Annotated in this window: 17 protein-coding genes and 1 pseudogene; 9 read left to right on the plus strand and 9 right to left on the minus strand. The window is 73.2% G+C overall.

The window, feature by feature from the left end; all coding sequences use genetic code 11:
- Nucleotides 1–15: 15 nt before the first annotated feature.
- From ACFY8O_RS19445 to ACFY8O_RS19460, 4 genes are all read right to left on the minus strand, one after another.
- The gene (locus tag ACFY8O_RS19445) at nucleotides 16–429 is read right to left on the minus strand and encodes a YunG family protein (protein ID WP_387903980.1); all 414 of its coding nucleotides are present in this window, start codon (nucleotides 427–429) and stop codon (nucleotides 16–18) included.
- A gap of 52 nt (nucleotides 430–481) precedes the next feature.
- The gene (locus ACFY8O_RS19450; RefSeq protein WP_387903983.1) at nucleotides 482–2,188 is read right to left on the minus strand and encodes a SpoIIE family protein phosphatase; all 1,707 of its coding nucleotides are present in this window, start codon (nucleotides 2,186–2,188) and stop codon (nucleotides 482–484) included.
- A gap of 140 nt (nucleotides 2,189–2,328) precedes the next feature.
- The gene (locus ACFY8O_RS19455; RefSeq protein ID WP_387903985.1) at nucleotides 2,329–5,871 is read right to left on the minus strand and encodes a glycosyltransferase; all 3,543 of its coding nucleotides are present in this window, start codon (nucleotides 5,869–5,871) and stop codon (nucleotides 2,329–2,331) included.
- 96 nt (nucleotides 5,872–5,967) lie between these two features.
- Nucleotides 5,968–6,702 (minus strand): alpha/beta hydrolase, encoded by a 735-nt coding sequence (locus ACFY8O_RS19460; RefSeq protein WP_145809943.1) that lies wholly within the window; start codon nucleotides 6,700–6,702, stop codon nucleotides 5,968–5,970.
- Nucleotides 6,703–6,858: 156 nt separating this feature from the next.
- Here ACFY8O_RS19460 and ACFY8O_RS19465 point away from each other — a divergent pair, with 156 nt between their 5' ends.
- The 3 genes from ACFY8O_RS19465 (at nucleotide 6,859) to ACFY8O_RS19475 (ending at nucleotide 9,489) form a co-directional block, all read left to right on the plus strand.
- Complete coding sequence (locus ACFY8O_RS19465) at nucleotides 6,859–7,344, plus strand: peroxiredoxin (protein ID WP_387903987.1); 486 nt, start codon at nucleotides 6,859–6,861, stop codon at nucleotides 7,342–7,344.
- A 105-nt stretch (nucleotides 7,345–7,449) separates the two neighbouring features.
- On the plus strand, nucleotides 7,450–7,971 hold the full coding sequence (locus tag ACFY8O_RS19470) for a hypothetical protein (protein ID WP_387903989.1): 522 nt from the start codon (nucleotides 7,450–7,452) through the stop codon (nucleotides 7,969–7,971).
- Between the two features lie 84 nt (nucleotides 7,972–8,055).
- Entirely contained in the window at nucleotides 8,056–9,489 is a 1,434-nt protein-coding gene (locus tag ACFY8O_RS19475) for a flotillin family protein (RefSeq protein WP_387903990.1), read from the plus strand.
- A 36-nt stretch (nucleotides 9,490–9,525) separates the two neighbouring features.
- Here the strand turns inward: ACFY8O_RS19475 and ACFY8O_RS19480 are convergent, their stop codons facing one another.
- On the minus strand, nucleotides 9,526–10,608 hold the full coding sequence (locus ACFY8O_RS19480) for a hypothetical protein (RefSeq protein WP_387903993.1): 1,083 nt from the start codon (nucleotides 10,606–10,608) through the stop codon (nucleotides 9,526–9,528).
- 456 nt (nucleotides 10,609–11,064) lie between these two features.
- On the opposite strand from ACFY8O_RS19480, the gene ACFY8O_RS19485 reads away from it, so the two are divergent.
- Entirely contained in the window at nucleotides 11,065–11,535 is a 471-nt protein-coding gene (locus tag ACFY8O_RS19485; protein ID WP_145809951.1) for a cation:proton antiporter regulatory subunit, read from the plus strand.
- 2 nt (nucleotides 11,536–11,537) lie between these two features.
- Nucleotides 11,538–12,809 (plus strand): cation:proton antiporter, encoded by a 1,272-nt coding sequence (locus ACFY8O_RS19490; RefSeq protein WP_145809953.1) that lies wholly within the window; start codon nucleotides 11,538–11,540, stop codon nucleotides 12,807–12,809.
- A gap of 17 nt (nucleotides 12,810–12,826) precedes the next feature.
- Here ACFY8O_RS19490 and ACFY8O_RS19495 read toward each other — a convergent pair whose 3' ends face one another.
- Both ACFY8O_RS19495 and ACFY8O_RS19500 read right to left on the minus strand, forming a co-directional pair.
- Nucleotides 12,827–13,771, minus strand: a complete 945-nt coding sequence (locus tag ACFY8O_RS19495) for a M56 family metallopeptidase (protein WP_387903996.1) — start codon at nucleotides 13,769–13,771, stop codon at nucleotides 12,827–12,829.
- A gap of 11 nt (nucleotides 13,772–13,782) precedes the next feature.
- On the minus strand, nucleotides 13,783–14,304 hold the full coding sequence (locus tag ACFY8O_RS19500) for a BlaI/MecI/CopY family transcriptional regulator (protein ID WP_387903998.1): 522 nt from the start codon (nucleotides 14,302–14,304) through the stop codon (nucleotides 13,783–13,785).
- A gap of 147 nt (nucleotides 14,305–14,451) precedes the next feature.
- Between ACFY8O_RS19500 and ACFY8O_RS19505 the strand changes: the two genes are divergently transcribed.
- Nucleotides 14,452–14,907, plus strand: coding sequence for a tellurite resistance TerB family protein (locus ACFY8O_RS19505; protein WP_145809958.1), 456 nt, complete (start codon nucleotides 14,452–14,454; stop codon nucleotides 14,905–14,907).
- Nucleotides 14,908–14,966: 59 nt separating this feature from the next.
- On the opposite strand, the gene ACFY8O_RS19510 is transcribed toward ACFY8O_RS19505, so the two are convergent.
- A complete protein-coding gene (locus ACFY8O_RS19510; protein ID WP_387904001.1) occupies nucleotides 14,967–16,040 on the minus strand; it encodes a PucR family transcriptional regulator in 1,074 nt (357 codons plus the stop codon).
- 291 nt (nucleotides 16,041–16,331) lie between these two features.
- Here ACFY8O_RS19510 and ACFY8O_RS19515 point away from each other — a divergent pair.
- The 3 genes and pseudogenes from ACFY8O_RS19515 to ACFY8O_RS19525 form a co-directional block, all read left to right on the plus strand.
- A pseudogene (locus ACFY8O_RS19515) lies at nucleotides 16,332–16,694 on the plus strand (hypothetical protein); the annotation flags it as partial.
- Between the two features lie 218 nt (nucleotides 16,695–16,912).
- Complete coding sequence (locus tag ACFY8O_RS19520) at nucleotides 16,913–18,925, plus strand: NAD-binding protein (protein WP_145809961.1); 2,013 nt, start codon at nucleotides 16,913–16,915, stop codon at nucleotides 18,923–18,925.
- A gap of 148 nt (nucleotides 18,926–19,073) precedes the next feature.
- Entirely contained in the window at nucleotides 19,074–19,535 is a 462-nt protein-coding gene (locus ACFY8O_RS19525; RefSeq protein WP_387904004.1) for a GNAT family N-acetyltransferase, read from the plus strand.
- A gap of 79 nt (nucleotides 19,536–19,614) precedes the next feature.
- Here ACFY8O_RS19525 and trpS read toward each other — a convergent pair whose 3' ends face one another.
- Nucleotides 19,615–20,673 carry a tryptophan--tRNA ligase gene (gene trpS, locus ACFY8O_RS19530; protein WP_387904007.1) on the minus strand — a complete coding sequence of 353 codons (1,059 nt, stop codon included), beginning with the start codon at nucleotides 20,671–20,673 and terminating at the stop codon, nucleotides 19,615–19,617.
- Between the last annotated feature and the right edge of the window lie 110 nt (nucleotides 20,674–20,783).

A 20,783-nucleotide genomic window follows, 5' to 3' on the forward strand; every position in this document is an offset into this window, starting at 1 on the left:
CGAGGGCCCGGGAGTTCAGAGCGCCCGGTCCGGCGTGCCCGCCCGCTTCCGACCGCGAAGGCGCTCCAGCACCCGGTCGCGCAGCAGCTCGTACTCCGCGCGGAGCCGCACGATCTCGGCGGGGCGCTCGATCACCACACCCGGGGTGACGTGCTCGTGCGCGGCGAACTGCTCGCGCGTCAGGTCGATCTCCACGCCCTCGCCCAGCCGGTTCCACCAGTGGTAGTCGACCCGCTCGCCGTCGACCCGCACCTCACCCCGGAGCAACTCCCCGCCCAGCAGGTCGTTGAGCACGAGCGCGGTGACCCCGCACTGGTCCCGGGCGGGATTTCCCGGATTCCACCGCGCGCGGTACTCGGGCGTGGTCGTGTCCGCGTCCCAGCTGCTGCGGACTGCGGCTTCGATGTCGGCGAGGAGCAGAGGTTCCATGCCGCCGATCCTCGCACCCGCCACTGACAACGCCCCCGGCCGAGAGCGGCGTTCAGTATCCCCGGCTACGCGAGACGAGTACCGCGATGTCGTCCTCGGCGGTGTCCGCGAAACGGTCCACGACCTCCTCCAGGAGATCTTCGAGACGCCCGCTCACCGGAAGCGTGAGCCCCGAGAGCCGGTGGACCGACACGTCGATGTCCTCGCCCCGGCGCTCCACCAGCCCGTCGGTGTACATGAACAGCACCGTCCCGGGACCGCACGGCAGCACCGTCGTCACGTAACCCCCGAGGCCCGTGCCCAGCGGAGGCCCCACGGGTATCCGCGCCACCCGCGCCCCGGATGCCCCCGGGTCGATGAAGGCGGGCGGGGGGTGGCCCGCGCTGGCCACCTCGCAGACCCCCTCCCGGCGGTCGACGACCGCGACCAGACAGGTCGCGGCCCGGTCGAGGCCGGACCGCTCCACGGCCCGGTCCAGCCTCTCCAGGATGCGGTGCGGCGGCTGCTCGTCCTCTGCCATGATGCGGAGCATCGAGCGGTAGTTGCTCATGGCGACGGCGGCCTCCACCCCGTGGCCCATCACGTCGCCCATCACCTTGAGGTGCCGTCCGCCCGTCAGCGGGATGGCGTCGAACCAGTCGCCCCCGACCAGCGCCCCCTCTCCCGCGGGCAGGTAGAGGGACGCGATCTCGATCCCCGAGTCCGGTACGCGCGGCTCGGAGAGCAGGGAGCGCTGGAGCTCCCGGGCGACACCGTGTTCGTGCGTGTAGCGGTAGGCGTGGTCGACGTCGACGGCGGCGCGCCCCGCGAGCGTCCGGGCGACGACGACGTCCAGCCCTTCGGTGAAGGGCGGCGAGTCCCCCGCCCTCAGCAGGCTGAGCGTCCCCAGCGGGCGTCCGCGCGCGGTGAGGGGAACGACGACGGCGGAGTGCAGTCCGACGGCCAGGTAGGCGGCGACCCGCTCGGGGGTGGGGTCGGCCCGGCCGAACTCGTCGTCCCCGGTGAGGTGCACGACCACCGGCTCGTCTGCGGCGAGACAGCGGGGTACCGCCGCGTCCTCCTGGTAGTCGATCTCCGCTCCCTGTCCGCCGTACGGCTCGATCGCGCCGGAGAGCTCCGGAATCGCCGCCGCCCCGTAGCGCCGCAGCCGGACCACCCCGGCCGGTGGCTCTCTCCTGCTGTGCCCGTCCTCCTGGGGGATCATCTCCACAACCGCGGCGTCTGCCATCACGGGCACCACGAACTCCGCGAGCTGCTGGCAGGTGGACCGCGCGTCCAGCGTCGTGCCGATCTCCGCGGCCGCGTTGTCGAGCAGCGTGAGATAGCTCCTGGCCCGGCGCAGCTCGTCCCGCTCGTTCTCCGTGGCCGTGACCTCCTGGGCGATCCCGACCAGTCCGCGTACCTGTGCGTCCTGCTCCATCCGGTGGAGGGCGACACGCCAGTACCGCCGCTCGATGAGGGAGTCCACCCAGGTCCGGCCGCTGGTGGTGATCTCGCGGGGCCGGCCGTCGGCCAGCACCCGGCGCATCACGTCCGTGCGGACGTCCATCTCCGGAAGCACCTCGGAGATGTACCGCCCGAGGTGGGCGGCGGCGGGGACCCCGTTGAGCCGTGCGAGTGCCGGGTTCACGTACACGTAGCGCAGCTCCGTGTCGAAGACGGCCACGCCCGCCGGGCTGCTGCCGATCGTCGCGTCCAGCGCGGACGCGTCGAAGGGCACGTCGAGGGGCGGCTGGTCGGCGTGCTCTTCGGCCTGCAACGGAGCCTCCAGAGGGGTGCGTGCCCGCAGGGTCCGGAGCGGTCCGCCCTCACCAGGCACCGGGCGCTCCGGCCCCTTATCTTCTGCCGCACCGTCCGGCCCCGCATCTCAGCGGCCGTCCGTGAAGGGACGCGGGTGTCTCAGCCCGCCGCCGCGGACGGGACGGATGCGTCCGGGACGGTGCCCGCCGCTTGCGCGAGCACGGATGCCGCGGCATCCGCCCAGGTCACCTCGCGCGCCAGCACCTCCCTGAGCTCCGCCGCCCGGCGGAACGCACTGGGCAGGTCGGCCAGGACCATGTCCGTCTTGCGCGCCCAGGCCTCGGCGTCCACCTCGTCGTCGCCCGACATCGGCACCACCACACGGGCCGCCACCTCGTGACCGAGCTTCTCCCGCAGCAGTTGGGCGAGCCCGCTCGCCTCGCTGATCAGCACGGGAACGCCCGCGGTGAGCGCCTCCAGACCGACCAGGCCGAAGCCCTCGGCCCGTGAGGGCATGAGGACGATGCTCGCCCGGTTCATGTCCTCCGCGAGGCGGGTGCGGTCCGCGGAGTAGACCCGCACCACGACCTCCAGCCGGGCGTTCCCGGCCCAGTCCTTGATCGCCTTCCGCTGCTCCTCCGCGCCGGTCCTGGGCACCCCCCGGACCACCAGGCCGATCCGGCTGAGCCCCTCCCTGTCGCGCCAGGCGGCGGCCTTTCCGCAGGCGCGGGCCGCCAGGTCCAGGCCCTTCAAATGGTGGTCCTCCATACGCCCGACGACGAGCACCTTCAGGGGGGCGCCGGCGGGGGGCGTCCTCGGGGCCGGGTCCGCGACGTCGAAGCCCGGATCGAGGCGCAGCGGCGCCTTCTCCAGCTCGCCGAGGAATCGCTCGTGCAGGTGGGGGCCCACCGTGACCACCCGGTACGCGTCCTTGCCGAGCCGCCGCTCGGTCTCCGTACGGTCCTCGGCGGCCAGCGCCGTCCCGGTGTCCCCGCCGGGCTTGAGCCACTCGATCTCGTCCGGCGCCATGTGGATGAAGTGCAGCCGCCGGGCGCCGTCGAAGAAGTGGTCCACCAGCAGCGCCGCCGCCTGCCCGGTGATGCGGCTGTGGCCGATCACCAGGTCGACGGACGTGCCGGGCGGCAGCTTCGGCCGCATGGTCAGCCGCACGTCGTCGACGACCTCCCCGGCGCCCGGCGCCACGAGGAGGTTCACGCCGCTGTCGCGCGCGGCGGCCAGCTCGGCGTCGGACGCGCTGAGCACCACGCAGTGGACGACCGCTCCCGCCGCCGCCAGGGCCGTGCACAGGTCGCGGTTGAACGTGCTGAGCCCGCCGTGGACCGACCACCACTCGGTCGCCACCACCAGGACGACGGCGGGGCGGGGCGTCACGGGAGCGGCGGAGGCGGCGCGCGGCCCGGGGACCGCCCCGGCGGCGGAAACGCCCTGCGGCTCGGAGGCGGTGGGAGCGACGGCCGCGGTCCGTGGCGCCGCCTCGTCCGTTCCCGCGTCGTCCGTCACCGGGGCGATGCTCCGGACCAGCTCGGCGGCCCTGCCGATCGCGGCGAGCAGATCGGCCCCGCCCTCCTCCGGGAACTCGAGGCGCGCGCTCCCCTGGACGGTCCGGGGCACCAGCAGGTAGCCGACCCTGGCCTCGGGCACGGCCAGCGGCGCGACGTCCGCCGCCGCCCGTTCCAGCATCGCGGCGGCTTCGGGCCAGTTCTCGTTCATCAGATGGGCCATGGCGGCGTTGTACCTGCTCAGCGCCCTGGCGGTCGGGTCCTCCGCGAGCTCGACCGCATGCGCGGCCCAGGTGAGGGCGGCGTCCGGGTCGCCGCTGGTCAAGGAGAGGTACAGCAGGTTGTTGGCGGCCAGGCCGGACCGCTCCAGCTCGAAGGCCTCGCCCAGCAGCTCCAGCGCCCCGGCCCGGTCACCCTGTTCGTACGCGGCGTAGGCGGCCGTGACGTAGTTCTCGGCGAGATCCGCGCGCAGGGGGCCCGTGGCCTTGCGCAGCCACGCCGTGAGCTCGTCCCAGCGCCGCACCGGCACCCTGACCCGGTCGATCCGCAGCTCGCCGCCGAGCGCGGCGACCCGCTCCGCCGCGGCCCGGAAGCCGGGATCCTGCTCCAGGTCGTGATCGACGTCGTCCCGTGAGTAGAGCCAGCGTGCCGTGGTGTACTCGCCGTACACACACGTGACCGTCGTGAGGTCGAGCGCGGCGGGGCGTCCCGCCCTGAGGACGGCCTGGTGCAGGAACTCGACGGTCGGCGGGATCGGCTGCGCGTCGCTCGCGGTGAGGCCCTCCAGCGCCAGGAGCGCGCCGTCCACGTCCTCCTGGCTCATCCCGGGGCAGCAGGTCGACAGCTTGCGGACATCGCCCTCCGCGAGCTCGCTGAGGAGGCAGGAGAGCCTCATCGTGAGCAGCCCGACGGTCTCACGCCGGCCCAGGAGCGGTGAATGGGGCTCACGCTCGACCCGGCCGACGGTCCACAGCCGCACGTAGATCTCGTCGAAGAGATCCGTCTCCTCCTCGAAGCGGACGATCTCGGAGTCGGCGAGGAGCCCGGCCTCGATCAGTTCGGCCCGGCACTCCACGAGTTCCTCGCGCGTGACCGAACCGCCGCCCAGCAGGCTGTACGCGAACCAGATGTCGTCCAGGGTCGCGCGGTCCAGCGCCCAGCACAGCACGTTGAAGGCCCTGAGCCGCTCGGGTGACATCTCGCGGACGGCCCGGATGAGGGCCCGGTCGCGGACGTCCCGGTTGCTCTCCATGCGGGAGCGCACGGCCTCCAGCATGTCCGGGGTCAGCGCCATGGTGGACGCGGCGCCGGTCTGCCAGCGGGCGAACATCTCGTGGCAGTAGAGCTGGATCTCGTAGGGATTGCCGTCCGTGAGGCGCACCAGTTCGTGTGCGGTCTCCCGCAGTCCTTCGGAGAGCAGCCGGAGCAGGCCCAGGTGGAGCAGCGGCTGGAACACGCAGGCGGCGATGTCGGACGGCTCCTCGAAGCGCTCGACCTTGATCTCCGTGAACTGGCGGAGCAGCGGCGAGTACACCTCGTCGATCGTGCTCAGCAGGCTCTGCGTGCCGGCGAGCACGAAGACGAAGCCGTCGAGCCGGGTGCCGAGCGAGCGCAGGACGGAGAGGACCTCCTGCTCCCCCGCGATCAGCTGGGCCTCGTCGATGAGCAGGACGATGGGCCGGCCGAGCGCCTTCACGAAGTGGGCGAGGTCCAGCCGCAGCGGGGTCTCCGGCACCACGCCGAGCGGGCCGGCGAGGGCGAGCGCCTCGGGGAACTGGAGCGGGAAGCCGGGCTCCGGGGCCGCCCCCGCGAACATCCTGCGTATCTGGGCGCCGGAGACGGGCTCGGGTTCCGTGAGCACGCCCTCGGCGATGACGGCCTCCGCGACCTCCTCGTACACCTTGCGGAAGAAGGCGGCGGCGGACGCGTGCCCGGGGACCAGGTCCACCCGGACGGGCAGCAGGCCGCGCTCCCGGGCGAGATGTTCCGTCCGGTTGAGGAGGCTCGTCTTGCCGGACGCGCGCTGGCCGTGCACGGCGATGTGGATCGACGCCCGGTCGAGGCCCGCCTGGCCCAGCTCGTAGTCGATGGTGGCCAGTTCGGCGGCGCGGCCGACGAACAGAGCGGCGTTGCGGACGGGGTTCCGGTAGTCGTACGGGTTGGGCACTTGGGATTTGTCCACGGGCTCCCCTCACCTCGCCGACCATGCTACTGGCAGCCGCCGACACCGTAAGGGGCTTGGTCTCCCGCGCACTTCGGACTCCGCGCCGCGATCACCTCAGCGCTGCCGCGAGCGGCGCTCCGTGCCGCCGCCCGGTACGGCGGGCAGGCCGGCCAGGGCTATCGTCCCGTCCGCCGCCCGGGCGTCGGCCGGCAGGTCCAGGGCGGTGGCGACACGGTCGGGGACCGGTCCCTGGCCCAGCAGGCCCCGGACGAGGGTGGCCGCGAGGTGGTGCCAGACACCGGCCCGGCGGATCATCGCGTGGTCGCTGCCCGGGATCGTGACCAGGCAGGTACGGGCGCCCGCTCGGCGGGCCCTGGAGGTGAGCGACTGGGACGCCAGAGGGCTCGTCACCCGGTCCCGCGTGCTGTGCAGCAGGACGACCTCACGTCCTGACAGCTGTGTCACCGGGTCGCCGGGCGGGCACCACGGGGCGAGGCCCACCACGGCGCGCACCAGCGGGTGCCCGGCGGCGTGGAGGGCGGCGCGGGCCCCCATGGAGTGCCCGAGCAGCACCACGGGGATGTCCCCCGCCTCGTGGCGCAGCTCGTCCAGCACCCGTAAGGCGTCGTGCAGGGGGTCCTCGCGCGGTCCGTTCCAGCCGCGGTGCGTGTAACGGACGCGCTGCACACGCACCTTGGCCTCGCCGCGCACCGCACGGGAGACCGCGCGCGCGACGGGCAGCATCCGCAGGCCCGGCAGGTTCAGGGGGCCGGGGGCGGGCGCGGCGAGGCCCGTCTCGTAGCCGCCGTGGAGGACGAGCACCGCTGCCGACGGCGGTCTTCCGGTCACACGTGTACCTCCGGTTCGGGGTGCGGGCGGCGCCCGCTCACACCCCATATTCGGTCCCGGACGGCATACGGATGGGTCGAACGTGTCGATGCGTGGAAAGTGCCGTTCACTGGACGAGCACGAATCCATCCGTACGCGACCCAAGGAGGCACCCTCATGGCGTCAGGACCCCAGATCGGCTCGCCCGCACCGGACTTCACGCTCCCCGGCGGCATACTCACCGACGGCACCTTCGACCGGAGCGACTACACCCTCTCCGCCGCTCGCGGGCGCAGCGTGGTCCTCGCCTTCTACCCGGGCGACAACACGACCGTCTGCACCAAGCAGCTCTGCTCGTACTCCTCGGGCTTCGAGACCTTCGAGGGCCTCGACGCCGACGTCTGGGGAATCAGTCCACAGGGTGTGGACAGTCATGAGTCCTTCGCCCGCGGCCACGGCCTGCGCATGCCGCTCCTGGCCGACACGGGACGTGAGACCGCCCGGGCCTACGGGGTCACGGCCCCCGGTATCGGGGTTCGCCGCTCGGTCTTCCTGATCGGGCCGGACGGGGTGCTGCGGTGGAAGCACGTCGCCCTGCTCGGTGCCACGTTCCAGTCGATCGACACGCTCGCCGAGCAGCTCTCCGGCATCGCGACGGCCTGAAAACTGCCGGATTCCGGCAGTACCGGTGGCGGGCACCGTATGGGACCATTCAGCCAGTTCGACGGAATCATCTCGGGGGCTTGCGAACGCTGGGGGAGTGATCGCGTGACCGTCCTTCTCGGTCTCGGCATGGCTGGAATCGCTCTGCTGGTCCTCTCCCTGATCTTCGACGGAATCCTCGAAGGGCTGCTCGGCGACGCGCTGGGCGGGCTGCTGAACGGTTTCTTCGACGGGCTGCTCTCCCTGCCCGTCATCGCCGGCTTCCTGTCGATGCTCGGCTTCGGCGGCGCGATCGTCCTCGGCACCACGGAGGCGGGCACCGCGGTGGCCGTCGCGGCGGGTGCCGGGGCGGGGATCGTCGCGGCCTGGCTGACCTGGAAGTTCAGCCAGGCCCTGATGCGGGACCAGACAACGGCCACCCCGCGTGGTGAGGACCTCGTCGGCACCTCGGGATCGGTCGTGACACCGATCCCGGCCGACGGTTACGGGGAGGTCCTGCTGCGACTCGCGGGCCAGACCGTGAAGTTCGCCGCGAAGAGCGCCGTTCCGGTCGAGCGCGGCGCCGAGGTCTGGGTCGAGGCCACCCTCTCGACCACCTCGGTCACGGTCCGCCCCGTCGAGCGCTGACCACCACCGAGCCACCCGTCTGTCCGAAACCCGTACAGCCGAACACACTGCCGTCCCGTCGGGAGGGCAGGGGGGACACCTCTCATGAGTCCAGTAGTGATCGCCATCATCGGCATCGTCGTCCTCGTCGTGCTCCTGGCCCTCGCCGTGATCACGCGTTACAAGGTCGCGGGGCCCAGCCAGGCCTTCATCATCACCGGCCGTCGCGGCAAGAAGTCCGTCGATCCGGTGACCGGCCGCACCAGCATCGACAACAGCGGCCAGAAGGTCGTCGTCGGCGGCGGGGTCTTCGTCGTGCCGTTCGTCCAGCAGAAGTTCACCCTGGACCTCTCCAGCAGGCACATCCCCGTCGCGGTGCGCGGAGCCGTCACCCTGCGCGGCGTGAAGTCGAATCTCGAAGGCGTCGCGATCGTCAAGGTCGGCGGCAGCGAGGACGCGATCCGCGCCGCGGCCCAGCGCTTCCTCCAGCAGCAGAACGGCATCGTCGGCTTCACCCAGGAGGTGCTCTCCGGCGCCCTGCGCGCCATCGTCGGGCGCATGTCCGTCGAGGACATCATCCGCGACCGCGCCGCCTTCGCGGGCCAGGTCGCCGAGGAGGCGGAGGCCAGCCTCTCCGGCCAGGGCCTCATCCTGGACGCCTTCCAGATCCAGGACATCACCACCGAGGGCTCCTACCTGGAGGACCTGGGCCGCCCCGAGGCCGCCCGCGCCAAGCAGGAGGCCGACATCGCCGAGGCCATCGCGCGCCGCGCCTCGGAGCAGGCCCGGCTGAAGGCGGCCGAGGAGATCGCCATCGCCGAGCGGACGTTCTACCTCAAGCAGGCCGAGATCAAGGCGGAGACCGAGGCCGCTGCCGCCAAGGCCAACGCCGCTGGACCGCTCGCCGAGGCGGCCCGTCAGCAGGAGGTCCTCGCCGAGCAGGAGAAGGTCGCCCAGCGCCAGGCCGCCCTGACCGACCGCGAGCTCGACACCAAGGTCCGCAAGCCCGCCGACGCCGCCCGCTACCGCGCGGAGCAGGAGGCCGAGGCCCGTCGTATCGCCCAGGTCAAGGAGGCCGAGGCGGACGCCGAGCGCTCCCGCCTGACCGGTCAGGGTGAGAAGCTCCACCGCTCGGCCCTCGCCGACGCCGTACGCATCGAAGGTGAGGCCGAGGCCGCCGCCATCGCCGCGAGGGGCTCCGCCGAGGCCGAGGCCATGCAGAAGAAGGCCGACGCCTTCGACCGGTACGGCGACGCGGCCGTCCTGCAGATGCTGGTCGAGGTGCTGCCCCAGGTGGTCGCCAAGGCCTCCGAGCCGCTGAGTGCCATCGACAAGCTGACGGTGATCTCGACGGACGGCGCGACCCAGCTGTCCCGTACGGTCACGGACAACGTCGCCCAGGGCCTGGAGCTCCTCAGCTCCACCACGGGGGTCGACCTGGGAGCGCTGCTCCAGAACCTCCGGGCCAAGGCGGGCGCGACGGCCCCGGCGGTCCCCGCCCCCTCGGCCGACGGCGAGAAGATCGAGATCAGGGACTGACCCCGCCCCGCTCCCCCGTGCCCGGCCGGCAGCAGCTCACCGGCCGGGCACGCCCGTACCCGGACCCGGAGCGGCGCACAGGCCGGGCACGGCCGTTCCGGCGTCCTTCGCGGCCTCGACGGCCGCGAACTTCTCCCGCCACGGTGTGTGGGCGTACGGATCGGAGTCCTCGTCCGCGAGGGCAGCGGCCTCCGTGGCGAGCTGCGCGGACCGGGTCTCGGCCCACGCCGCCCACGCGGCCTCCCGGCGGCACGGCCCGCACCGGGTCTCGGCGTCCTCCCCGTGCGCGCCGGGTTCCGGCCGGAAGAGGTGCTCCTCCCCGGGTCCGGTGCAGACGGTCAACGCAGGGGTGGGCCGGGCCGGTCCGGGCCGCTCCGGCAGGGGCGCGGGATCCTCGGGGAGCTTCTGCACGAGCCTGTGCCGCAGGAACCCGACGGCCGAGCGCACCCCGCTCACCGGCAGATCGCTGACGAGCACCCTGCGCATCTCGGCGGCGGTCACCCCGCGCCGCAGCCACACCACGGCGAGCTTCACCAGCTTGCGGGCTTCCGCGACCCCCAGGTGCAGCGACCGGTGGGCGTGCCGCAGGGAGAGCAGCACCCGCTCGGCCTCGTCGTCCTCCGGCTCCCGAGCGGGCAGTTCCGCTACCTGCGGCGCCGGTTCGGTGGGTGGGTGGGAAGAGTTCTTCCCCGGTTCTTCGTCTACCGGTGTGTAGCGACCGGCGACCCGGCCCTCCGGCTGCCCGACCGTCGGATTCCGCTCACCCGGAGACACGGCGACCGGCGCCGGGCCCCCGTCCCGGAGCCGCCTGGCCTCTTCCGGACCGAGGGCCACATTGGCGAGGAGCTGCTCGGTCGTCCAGAAACCGCGCCCGCCCTGCTGCCGCCACTCGTACAGATACCCGTGCGTGACCAGCAGCTCCTTTGCCTTCTGATAGGCCCGCCCGGTGATCCCGAGGGCACGCGCGTGCTCGCTGAGGGCCACCGCGCGCCGGTCTTCGGGGAGCCCTTGCACATAGAGGAGGAGGATTTTCGCGTCGCTGCTGAGACGCTGACTGCGGACCAGCTCGTTCGCGGCCTTCGTATAGCCGCGAGACGGCGCGATAGCATGCCAAAGCATCCCGGTTGACTCGCTTTCAGTCACTGGTGTGTAGGTCCTCGGCCGGTGGTTGCACACCTCCGGGGACCGCCCTACGTGCTGCTGCGCACGGAGCGTGATGACGCGATTACGCTACCGCAGCCGGAACGCGCTCAGCGCCGTTCAGCTGATCCATCACTCCGGAGGGTGGCGGGGCAGCCCGCCCGCCACCGGCCCCCCGGGGCAGAGGCCGCTCGGTGCGCCCCAGGAGGCGTCAACTCCGTTTGTCCCGAGCCGTCTTGCGGATGGGCCTCACCGCGCTCCGGACGCACCCGCCCGCCCCGGCCCCTCCTCACCCCGGCGCACGTCCGCTGTCCGGCACGGGGCCGCCCTCACCGGCTCCCGGAGGCGGGGTTCCGGGGCCGGTTAGGGTAATGAGCCGATAAAGAGTTGACCAAAAGCGTCGCCCCGCCGCCGCGCGTGCCTCCGGAGGAAGCCATGGGAACCCACCGCACATCGCTGCCGGGAGTCGGCGTGCAGTACGACTACACGACCGAGTCGGGACAGCACATCTCCGTGGTCGTGCACCACGACGGGCGGAGGTTTCTCGGCTTCTACGAGAAGGACGACCCAGATTCGTGCGTCCTGTCCGTACCCCTGACCACGGCGGAGGCGACGGGGCTCGCCCATCTCATAGACGCGGCGCCGATCGATGCCGTGCGGACCGAGGGCATCGACCTGGTCACCGAGCACATCCCGCTCGGCACCCGGTCCCCGTACGGCGGGCGGCTCCTCGGGGAGACGCGGGCGCGGACGCGGACGGGCGCGTCGATCGTGGCCGTGCTGCGCACCCACAGTGCGCATCCCTCGCCGGGGCCGGACTTCCGGCTGGCCATCGGGGACACGCTCGTCGTCGTAGGTACGCGTGAGGGCGTGGACACGCTCTCCGAGATCATTGCGGAGGGCTGACCGTGCACGACACGACCGCACTGCTGGTGGAGCTGGGCTCCGTCATCCTCGGACTCGGCATCATCGGGAGGTTCGCCGGGCGAATAGGGCTATCGCCGATCCCCCTCTATCTGCTGGCCGGGCTCGCCTTCGGTGAGGGCGGGCTGCTCCCGCTCGGAGCCAGCGAGGAGTTCACCGCCATCGGGGCGGAGATCGGCGTCATCCTGCTGCTGCTCCTGCTCGGGCTGGAGTACAGCGCGTCGGAGCTCGTCACCAGCCTCAAGACGCAGTACCCGTCCGGAGCCGTGGACTTCGTCCTCAACGCGACACCGGGCGCCGCCGCCGGTCTGATGCTCGGCTGGGGGCCCGTGGGGGCCGTCGCGCTCGCCGGGGTCACCTGGATCTCGTCGTCCGGCGTGATCGCCAAGGTGATGACCGACATGGGGCGGCTCGGCAATCGCGAGACGCCCGTCATCCTCGGCGTCCTCGTCATCGAGGACCTCGCGATGGCCGTCTACCTGCCGCTGCTCACCGCGATGCTGGCCGGAGTCGGTCTGGCCGGGGGCAGTGTCGCGCTCCTGATCGCTCTCGGGACCGTGGGCTTCGTGCTCTACCTGGCGCTGCGTCACGGGCGGCTCATCAGCCGCGCGGTGTCGTCCGACAACCCGGAGATGCTGCTGCTGGTCGTCCTCGGGCTGACCGTCCTGGTGGCCGGGGTGGCACAGCAGCTCCAGGTCTCCGCGGCCGTCGGCGCGTTCCTCGTGGGCATCGCGCTCTCCGGTGAGGTGGCCGAGGGCGCCCGCAAGCTGCTGACGCCACTGCGGGACCTGTTCGCCGCCGTCTTCTTCGTGTTCTTCGGGCTGTCCACCGATCCGGCCGACATCCCCCCGGTGCTGCTCCCCGCCGCGCTGCTGGCGATCGTCACGGTCTTCACGAAGATCGGCACCGGCTGGTACGCCGCGCGCCGGGCGGGCATCGGCCCGCGGGGCCGCTGGCGGGCGGGCGGCACCCTGGTGGCGCGCGGGGAGTTCTCGATCGTCATCGCCGGGCTGGCCGTGGCGACGGAACCGCGCATCGGGCCCATCGCGACCGCGTACGTACTGATCCTCGTGATCGCCGGGCCGCTCACCGCCCGGTGGACGGAACCGGTCGCCTCGAAGCTCCAGGCCGCACTGGCCGACAGGCGGAAGAAGCCGGCCGAGGCGGCCGAGGCGATCCCGTCCCCGGCGGCCGACGGGCCGATGCCGTCGCACGACGACCTCACCCCGGAACACGCCGGGCGCGACTCCGACTGACGGGGAGCGGACCGAGGTCAGAGCGGTGTCGCCGCGTGCAGGATGCGCACGAGCGTCACCGTCGCGTTGAGCGAGGACACCGCGGAGGCCGCCGTGCCCACGGTCGCGACCAGGGCCGCCAGGCCCAGGTGCGCCGAGGCCGGCGGCCAGAGTCCGGCCGGGGGCTCGGGGTCGAGCAGCGCGGCGACCCTGCGCGGGACGGGTCCGGCCGCCGCGAAGGCGGCGAGCGCGCCGGGGCCCGGCGCGCCGCGGGAGAACAGCGCCGCCTTGCCGACGGCCGTGGCCACCGCCCGCCGGCTGCCGACCGCGCAGGCCGCCTCCTCGTCCGCCCAGCGTTCGGTGCTGTACGCCACCGCCGTGCGCAGGGGCAGCAGGAACGGGTTGGCGCGCGCCGCGAGTTGCGTCACCAGCAGATGGCGGTGGTGCCCGCCCTCCAGGTGCGCGCGTTCGTGCGCGACGAGCGCCTGCCGCTCACGGTCGTCGAGGCAGTCCAGCAGGGCGGTGGAGACGACGATCCGGCCCTCACGACCGCGCGTTCCCGGTAGGGCGTACGCGTACGGATCGGGGGACGGCACCACCGCGAGGCCGCCGGGTCCGGCCGAGGGCGGCAGGGCCAGGGTGGCGCGTACGCGGGTCCTGACGTGCCGCAGCAGGGTGCCGCCGCAGGCCACCAGCACCGCCGCGAGGACACCGATGGCGACCGGGCCCGTCCGCTCCTCGTACGGCAGCGCCGCCCGCACCTCCGGGTCGGACCAGCCGTCCGGCAGCGGGTTGCCGGGGAGCTGCGCCGTACCCACCACCACGAGCAGGGCCAGGCACAGGGTGCTGCACAGCGCCAGCGTCGTCCCGACGGCGGCCAGCAGGCGGGTGGCGCTCCTGGGATGCAGGTGGTGTTCGGCGAGACGTGCCATGGGCAGCGCGGTCAGCGGCAGGACGAGTGGCAGGTAGACGAAGACGCCCATCGTGGTCGCTCTCAGCCTTCCGGAGCGTCGGGGTCACCGGGGCCGGCAGGTCGCGGGTGGCCGCCGGGCTGGGCAGGCGCCGCGGGATGGCCGGGCGCGGGTTCGTCGTGGCCGCCGGGGCCGGGCTCGGCGTCCGCGCGGGAGAGCAGCTCGCGCAGCCGGGCCTCGTCGCCCGGGGAGAGCGCGGAGACGAAGCGGGCGAGGACGGCCTCGCGGTCGCGCTCGCCGTCCAGGACCCGGCGCATCCGCAGGGCCGCGAGGCCCGCCTCGTCGGAGGCGGGGGTCCAGACGTAGGAACGCCCCTCGCGGGTGCGCGTCACCGCGTTCTTCGCGTAGAGGCGGGTGAGGATCGTGATCACGGTGGTGTAGGCGAGGTCGCCGTCGAGGTGCTCCTGCACCCAGCCCGCCGTGGCGGGGCCGCCCGCCGACCGCAGGACGGTCAGGACCTGGGACTCCAGCTGTCCCTGGCCCCGCCTGGGCAGCCGCGGGCCGTCCCCGGCGGCGCCGTCGTCCCTGGCTCCGGTCCTGTTCATCCGCCGCATCCTACTGAGTGTCCGGACCGATGGTCCGAACACCCGTATGTCGGCCCCGTGCTCCCGGGGTCCCTCCACGGTTCTTCTACACCGCTGTAGAGTTTGACGGGTTCCCGCACCACACGCACCGCAACGTATGGAGACGACATGGCCCTCTGGGATCGGATCAAGGAATCCGCGTCGACGATGCAGACGCAGTTGGAGGCGAAGAAGAACGACCTCAGGAGCGGGGCGTTCCGGGACGCGAGCATGGCCATGTGCGCCCTGGTCTCCGCGGCCGACGGTTCCATCGACCCGTCCGAGCGGCAGCGCGTCGCCACCTTGATCGCCACCAACGACGTGCTTCAGAACTTCCCCGCGGACGACCTCCAGCGCCGCTTCAACGCCTATGTGGACAAGCTGACCGCCGACTTCGCCTTCGGCAAGGTCAGCGTGCTCCAGGAGATCGCCAAGGCCAGGAAGAAGCCGGCCGAGGCGCGTGCCGTCATCCAGATCGGCATCGTCATCGGCGGCGCCGACGGTGACTTCGACAAGTCCGAGCAGGCCGTCGTGCGGGAGGCGTGCTTCGCGCTCGACCTGCCCCCGCACGAGTTCGACCTGTAGGACCACCGGCGCGTGCGGCCCGGAGCACCGGGCCGTGCGCCCCTGCCGGGCCGCTGCCCTCAGAGCTCGTTCGCGGGCCAGTCCAGCAGCCGGGCGCCGATGACCGCGGTCTGGAGCGTGTACCGGTGCGTCGGGTCCGAGGGGTCCGATCCGGTCAGCTTGTGTATGCGCTCCAGCCTGTACGTCAGCGCGCGCACGCTCAGCGAGAGCCTGCGGGCCGTCTCCGCCGCCACGCAGCCCGCGTCGAAGTACACGGACAGCGTCCGCAGCAGCGGTTCCGCACCGCCGCGCGCCTGCTGGAGCGGGCCGAGCTCGCTGCGCACGAGGTCCGCCATCGCCTGCCGGTCCCTGGTCAGCACCGGGTAGACGAGCAGGTCGGCGGCGTACAGCACGGGGTCCTCCAGCTCCATCCGCCGCGCCAGGTCGAGGGCTTCGAGCGCCTCGTCGTACGAGTGGACCACCCCGCCGGGGCCGCGGTGGGGGCGGCCGACCGCGACCTGTCCGCCGTCCGTCGCGACATGGGCCTGCTTCGCGAAGTACCGCAGGACGTCCGGCTGACTGCCGGGGGCTATGCAGACGAGACGCCCGTCCTTGGTGGTCAGCAGGATCTTCCGGCCGCTGAAGCGCGCGAGGAGGGCGGACTCCACGCTGCGGGACACGCCGTCGGACTCGGTGTACGCCTCGGGGCCCGCGGCCACCGCGACCGCGTGGGCCCGGGAGAGCCGCAGCCCGAACCGGGTGGCCCGCTCCGCGAGCCGGCCCAGGTCGCTGCGTCCGTACAGGAGGTCGTCGATGAACTCCCGCCTGGCCGCCTCCTCACGCCGCACGGTCAGGCGCTGCGCACGCTCGAATCCCTCGGCGAAGGCGTCGACCGCCTGCTCCACCGCCGCCAGCACGGCATCGGTGGCCACGGCCCCCTGCCGGGAGGCGGCCGGGGGCCAGGCGGTGCGGGTGGCGGCGAGGTGGAGCCCGACCAGGGCCCTCAGCTGGTGCCCGGCCTCCGCGGCCTCCCGGCCCAGCGTGCGCCTCGTGTCCAGCTCGTCCCGGGTGAGCCGGCGGCCGGTGTCGGCGACCTCGGCCAGCATCGGGGCATAGCCCTCCAGAAATCTCCCGGGGATCTCCGGCTCCGCCACAGGGCACTCCTCCTCCACACCGACCAGCAATCTCAACACACCAACGATCAAGGGCGGGTGCTGGTGCCCGGCAGCGGGACCCCGTGAACTCTGCCGGACTCCGGCAGTGCGTTCGGCGGTCCCCGCTGACATGATCTGTTCAGCACCACACGGGGGAAGCACGGGGGATCACGGGGGAAGAACCGGTGGCCGCGGGACCGTCAGCGGTCTCGTGGCGCCGGCACCTCCGGTCCCCCCACCGCGGCATCTCCCGGACCGTACAGGCGCGCGGAGTCCTCGGGGGTGGACCGCATGTCCCAACTGCTTTCCGCAGCACTCGCCTTTCCCACCGTGATCTTCGGCGCGGCGCTGGTGGTCGTCGTCTGCTTCTGGCTGCTGGTCCTGGCCGGGTTCACCGGGCCGGGCTCCTTCGACACCGACCTGGACGCCGAGGCGGTCGGCTTCGCCGGGGTGCCGGTCGCCCTGTCGGTCTCGCTGGTCGTGGTGGTCTCCTGGTTCGCGGCCCTCGCGGGGTCGGCCCTGGTGATCCACAGCGGGGTCACCGGCACCGTACGGGCCGTGCTCCACGTCGCCGTGCTGGCGGGGGCGCTGCTGATCGCCTGGCGCGCGGTCCGGCTGCTGGTCCGGCTCATCCGCGGACGGTCGCCGGCGGAGCGGTACGCCTACGACGCCGAACCCCGCTGACCCGCGCACACGACCGCCGGCCACCCGCGCCGGCCGGCCGGTGCGGCGCCCCGCCGCCCGGCCCCCGACCACCGCCGCGGGGCTCCGGCCACGTGAGCGACCGACCACCGCCGCGGGCGTCCGCGCAGGCGGTCCGCGCGCGGACGCCCGACACCCACCGGGAAGACGGACGAAGGGCAGGACAAGGCATGCTGGGTTTCGTGCCTCCCCTTCCGCAGCAGCCCCAACACCCGCCGAGCAGAGGCCACATGGTGGTCTGCGGCGACGACACCCTCGCCCGGCGGCTCGCCGTCGAACTGCGCTACGTGTACGGGGAGCGGGTCACGCTCCTGCTCCCGCCGGGCCGTGACACCACCAGGCCCGAACTGCCGCTCACCCAACGGGCGCGCGCGGTGGCCCTGTTCGGCCGGATGTCGGCCGCGATGAACCGCAACGGGGCGGGCGGCGGGAGCGGCGACAGCGACACGAACGCCGGGGTCGAGGCCGTCCGCATCATGGAGGCCCACGAACCCTCGGACGAGGTGCTGGAGGAGGCGGGCGTCGACCGTGCCGCCGCGCTCGCGCTCGTCTACGACGACGACGAGCGCAACATCCGCGCCGCCCTGACGGCCCGTCGGCTCAACCCCCGTCTACGGCTGGTCATCCGGCTCTACAACCGCAAGCTGGGCCAGCATCTGGAGACGCTGCTCGACCAGGCGGCGGCCGTCTCGGTACCCGGCATCGATCCCGCCGTGCTGGACGCCTCCACCACCGTCCTGTCCGACGCCGACACCGCGGCCCCGGCCCTGGCGGCCACCGCGCTGACCGGGAGCAGCAAGGTCATCCAGGCCGAGGGCCTGCTCCTGCGCGCCGTGGAGCGCACCCCGCCCGCGCCGGGCGAACTCGCCGACCCCGGCCTGTGCACCCTCGCCCTGCTCTCCTCCACCAGCCAGGACCCGGCGGGCACCGAGGGCTCCGACAGCAGCGGGGACGAGGGTCCCCAGCTGCTGCCCGACCGGGAGACCGTGAACGCCGCCACGGGCCGGGGCACCGTCGTCCTGGAGGCGATCAGCCAGGCGGGCCCCGACCGCGCCCCCCGCCGCATGGGAGGCAGGGGCGCACCGCTCGGCCAGGTCTTCTCGCGCCGGCTGCGCTGGTCCGCGCTGGGGGTGGCGGCGGCCGTGGTCGCCCTCGCCGTGGCGTCGGTGATCACCACGGGTGACAGCCCGCTGCACGCCGCCCACATGACCCTGCTCGACCTGCTGGCGATGGGCGACCCCGCCGTGGAGGACACCGACTCGCTGTCGCGCCGACTCATCCAGCTGCTCTCCGGGACGGCCGGGCTCCTGCTGCTGCCCCTGCTGGTCGCCGCGGTCCTGGAGGCCTTCGGCACGATGCGCACCGCGTCCTCGCTGCGCCGTCCGCCGCGCGGCCTGTCCGGCCATGTGGTGCTGCTGGGTCTCGGCAAGATCGGCACGCGCGTCCTGGTGCGGCTGCGCGAGCTGGACATCCCCGTGGTGGTCGTGGAGGAGGATCCCGAGGCGCGCGGCATCCCGCTGGCCCGCAGCCTGCACGTCCCCACGGTCCTGGGCGATGTCACCCAGGAGGGCGTCCTGGAGGCGGCCAAGATCCGCCGGGCCCGCGCGCTGCTCGCCCTGACGAGCGTCGACACGACGAATCTCGAGGCCACGCTGTACGCCCGCTCGGTGAAGCCGGACCTGCGGGTGGCGTTGCGCCTGTACGACGACGAGTTCGCCACCGCCGTCTACCGCACCCTGCGCACCGCGCACCCGCAGGCCCTGACCCGCTCGCGTTCGGTGTCCCACCTGGCCGCCCCGGCCTTCGCCGTCGCCATGATGGGCCGGCAGATCCTCGGTGCGGTCCCGGTCGAGCGCAAGGTGATGCTGTTCGCCGCGCTGGAGGTGGCCGGGAACCCCCGGCTGGAGGGCCGCACCGTCGACCAGGCCTTCCGGGCCGGCGCCTGGCGGGTCCTGGCCCTGGACGCCACCCCGCCCGCCGACCGCCTTCCCGATCTGGCCGCCGTACCGCCGTACGACCCCCTGGCGCCGGCCGGTCCCGGGGGGCCGGACCGGCCCGCCGGCCTCGTCTGGGACCTGCACCCCGGCTATGTGCTGCGGCCCGAGGACCGGGTGGTGATCGCGGCGACCCGGCGCGGACTGGCGGAGCTGCTGCGCGGGCAGCGTTCCGCGGTCCGGCGCTGAACGGCGAGGCGGGCGCGGGCCGGCGCTCCCGGGGAGTCCGTGCGGGGCCGCCCCGGCGCTCCGGCACGCTGGTCCACCGGGTCGCGGTCCGGGTGCCGCGGAGAAGTCGGATGCGCCGCAGGCCGCCTGTCTGCCAGCATGCGGCGCTGTGGAGACCAACGATTTCGTCATCCGGCGTGCGGTCGGCGCCGACGCCGTGGCCGTGGCCGAGGTGTGGCTGCGTTCCTTCGGCGCGGCGCTTCCGGACGTGCGCCGGGCTCATACGGACGACCAGGTCCGGTCCTGGTGCCGGGAGGTGGTCGTGCCCGGTCAGGAGACCTGGGTGGCGACGGCCGACGGCGCCGTGGCCGGGCTGATGGTGCTGGACGGCGACGACCTGGACCAGCTCTACGTCGATCCGGACATGCAGGGCCGGGGCGTCGGCGGCCGTCTCGTGGAGGTGGCGAAGCGGCGTCGTCCGGACGGGCTGGCGCTGTGGACGTTCCAGGTCAACGCGCCGGCCCGCCGTTTCTACGAACGGCACGGCTTCGTCGCCGCCGAGAGCACCGACGGCCACCGCAACGAGGAACGGGAGCCGGACGTCCGCTACCGGTGGCAGCCCGCGGCATAGGACCCGCGGGCCGCGGACGAGGGGGTGCGGCCGGAGGCCTGTCGGGGCCGTGGGCCTTGTGCCGCCGCACGCCCCTGGCTCACCGGAACATTCCCATGGCTTCGCGCACCTCCCGCAGGGTCGCCTCGGCCACGGCGTTCGCCCGCTCGTTCCCGGCGCGCAGCACGCCGCGTACGTACCCCATGTCCCGCGCGTACTCCGCCCTGCGGGCTCGGATCGGGGCCATCCGCGTGTTGACGGCGTCCGTCACGGTCAGCTTGAGCCCCGACGCGCCGCCGTTCCCGATCTCTTCGGCGAGCTCGGAGGGGTCGCGGTCGAGGCAGAGCGCGGCGAGCAGCACCAGGCCGGCCACCCCTGGCCGCCGCTCGGGCTCGTAGGTGATGTGGCGTTCCGCGTCGGTGGTCGCGCCCTTGATCAGCCGTGCGGTCTCGTCCGCGTCGGCCCCGAGGGCGATGGCGTTGCCCCGGCTCTTGCTCATCTTGGTGGCGTCGGTGCCGAGCAGCAAGGGCGCGGCGGAGAGCAGCGCGTCGGGTTCGGGGAAGACCGCTCCGTACCGCTCGTTGAAGCGCCGGGCGACGGTGCGGGTGATCTCCAGGTGCGGAAGCTGGTCCTGGCCCACGGGCACGACATTGCCCTTGCAGAACAGGATGTCGGCGGCCTGGTGCACCGGATAGGTGTACATGAGCCCGCTGACCGCGGCCTGGCGTGAGTGCGCGATCTCGTCCTTCACCGTGGGGTTGCGCCCGAGTTCGGCGACGGAGACCAGGGACAGGAACGGCAGCATCAGCTGGTTGAGGGCGGGGACCGCGCTGTGGTTGAAGACCGTCGCGCGGGCGGGGTCGATGCCGACGGCGAGATAGTCCAGGAGCAGCCCCTCCACGTGCTCGGTGAGGCGCTCGGCGACGTCCCGGTCGGTGAGGACCTGGTAGTCGGCGACGAGGACGAAGACGTCCACGCCGAGATCCTGGAGGCGTACCCGGTTCTGGAGGGTGCCGAAGTAGTGCCCCAGGTGCAGGGCGCCGGTGGGCCGGTCCCCGGTGAGGACGCGGAAGCGGCCCGGATCGGCGGCGAGCTGCCGCTCCAGTTCGGCGCTACGGCGCTGGGCGGGGCTGACGGGCAGGTCGGCGGTGATGGTCACGTGGCTCTCCTCGCGGTGGTCTGTGCGTGGAGGACGGCCCGCCGGAGGGTGCCGGGGCAGCGAAAAGGGCCGTCCGAAGTCGAACGGCCCTGGTTCCGTGCTGAAGGGTG

The organism is Streptomyces argenteolus (genome assembly GCF_042902585.1).
In the GTDB taxonomy this organism is placed as follows: Bacteria; Actinomycetota; Actinomycetes; order Streptomycetales; family Streptomycetaceae; genus Streptomyces; species Streptomyces argenteolus.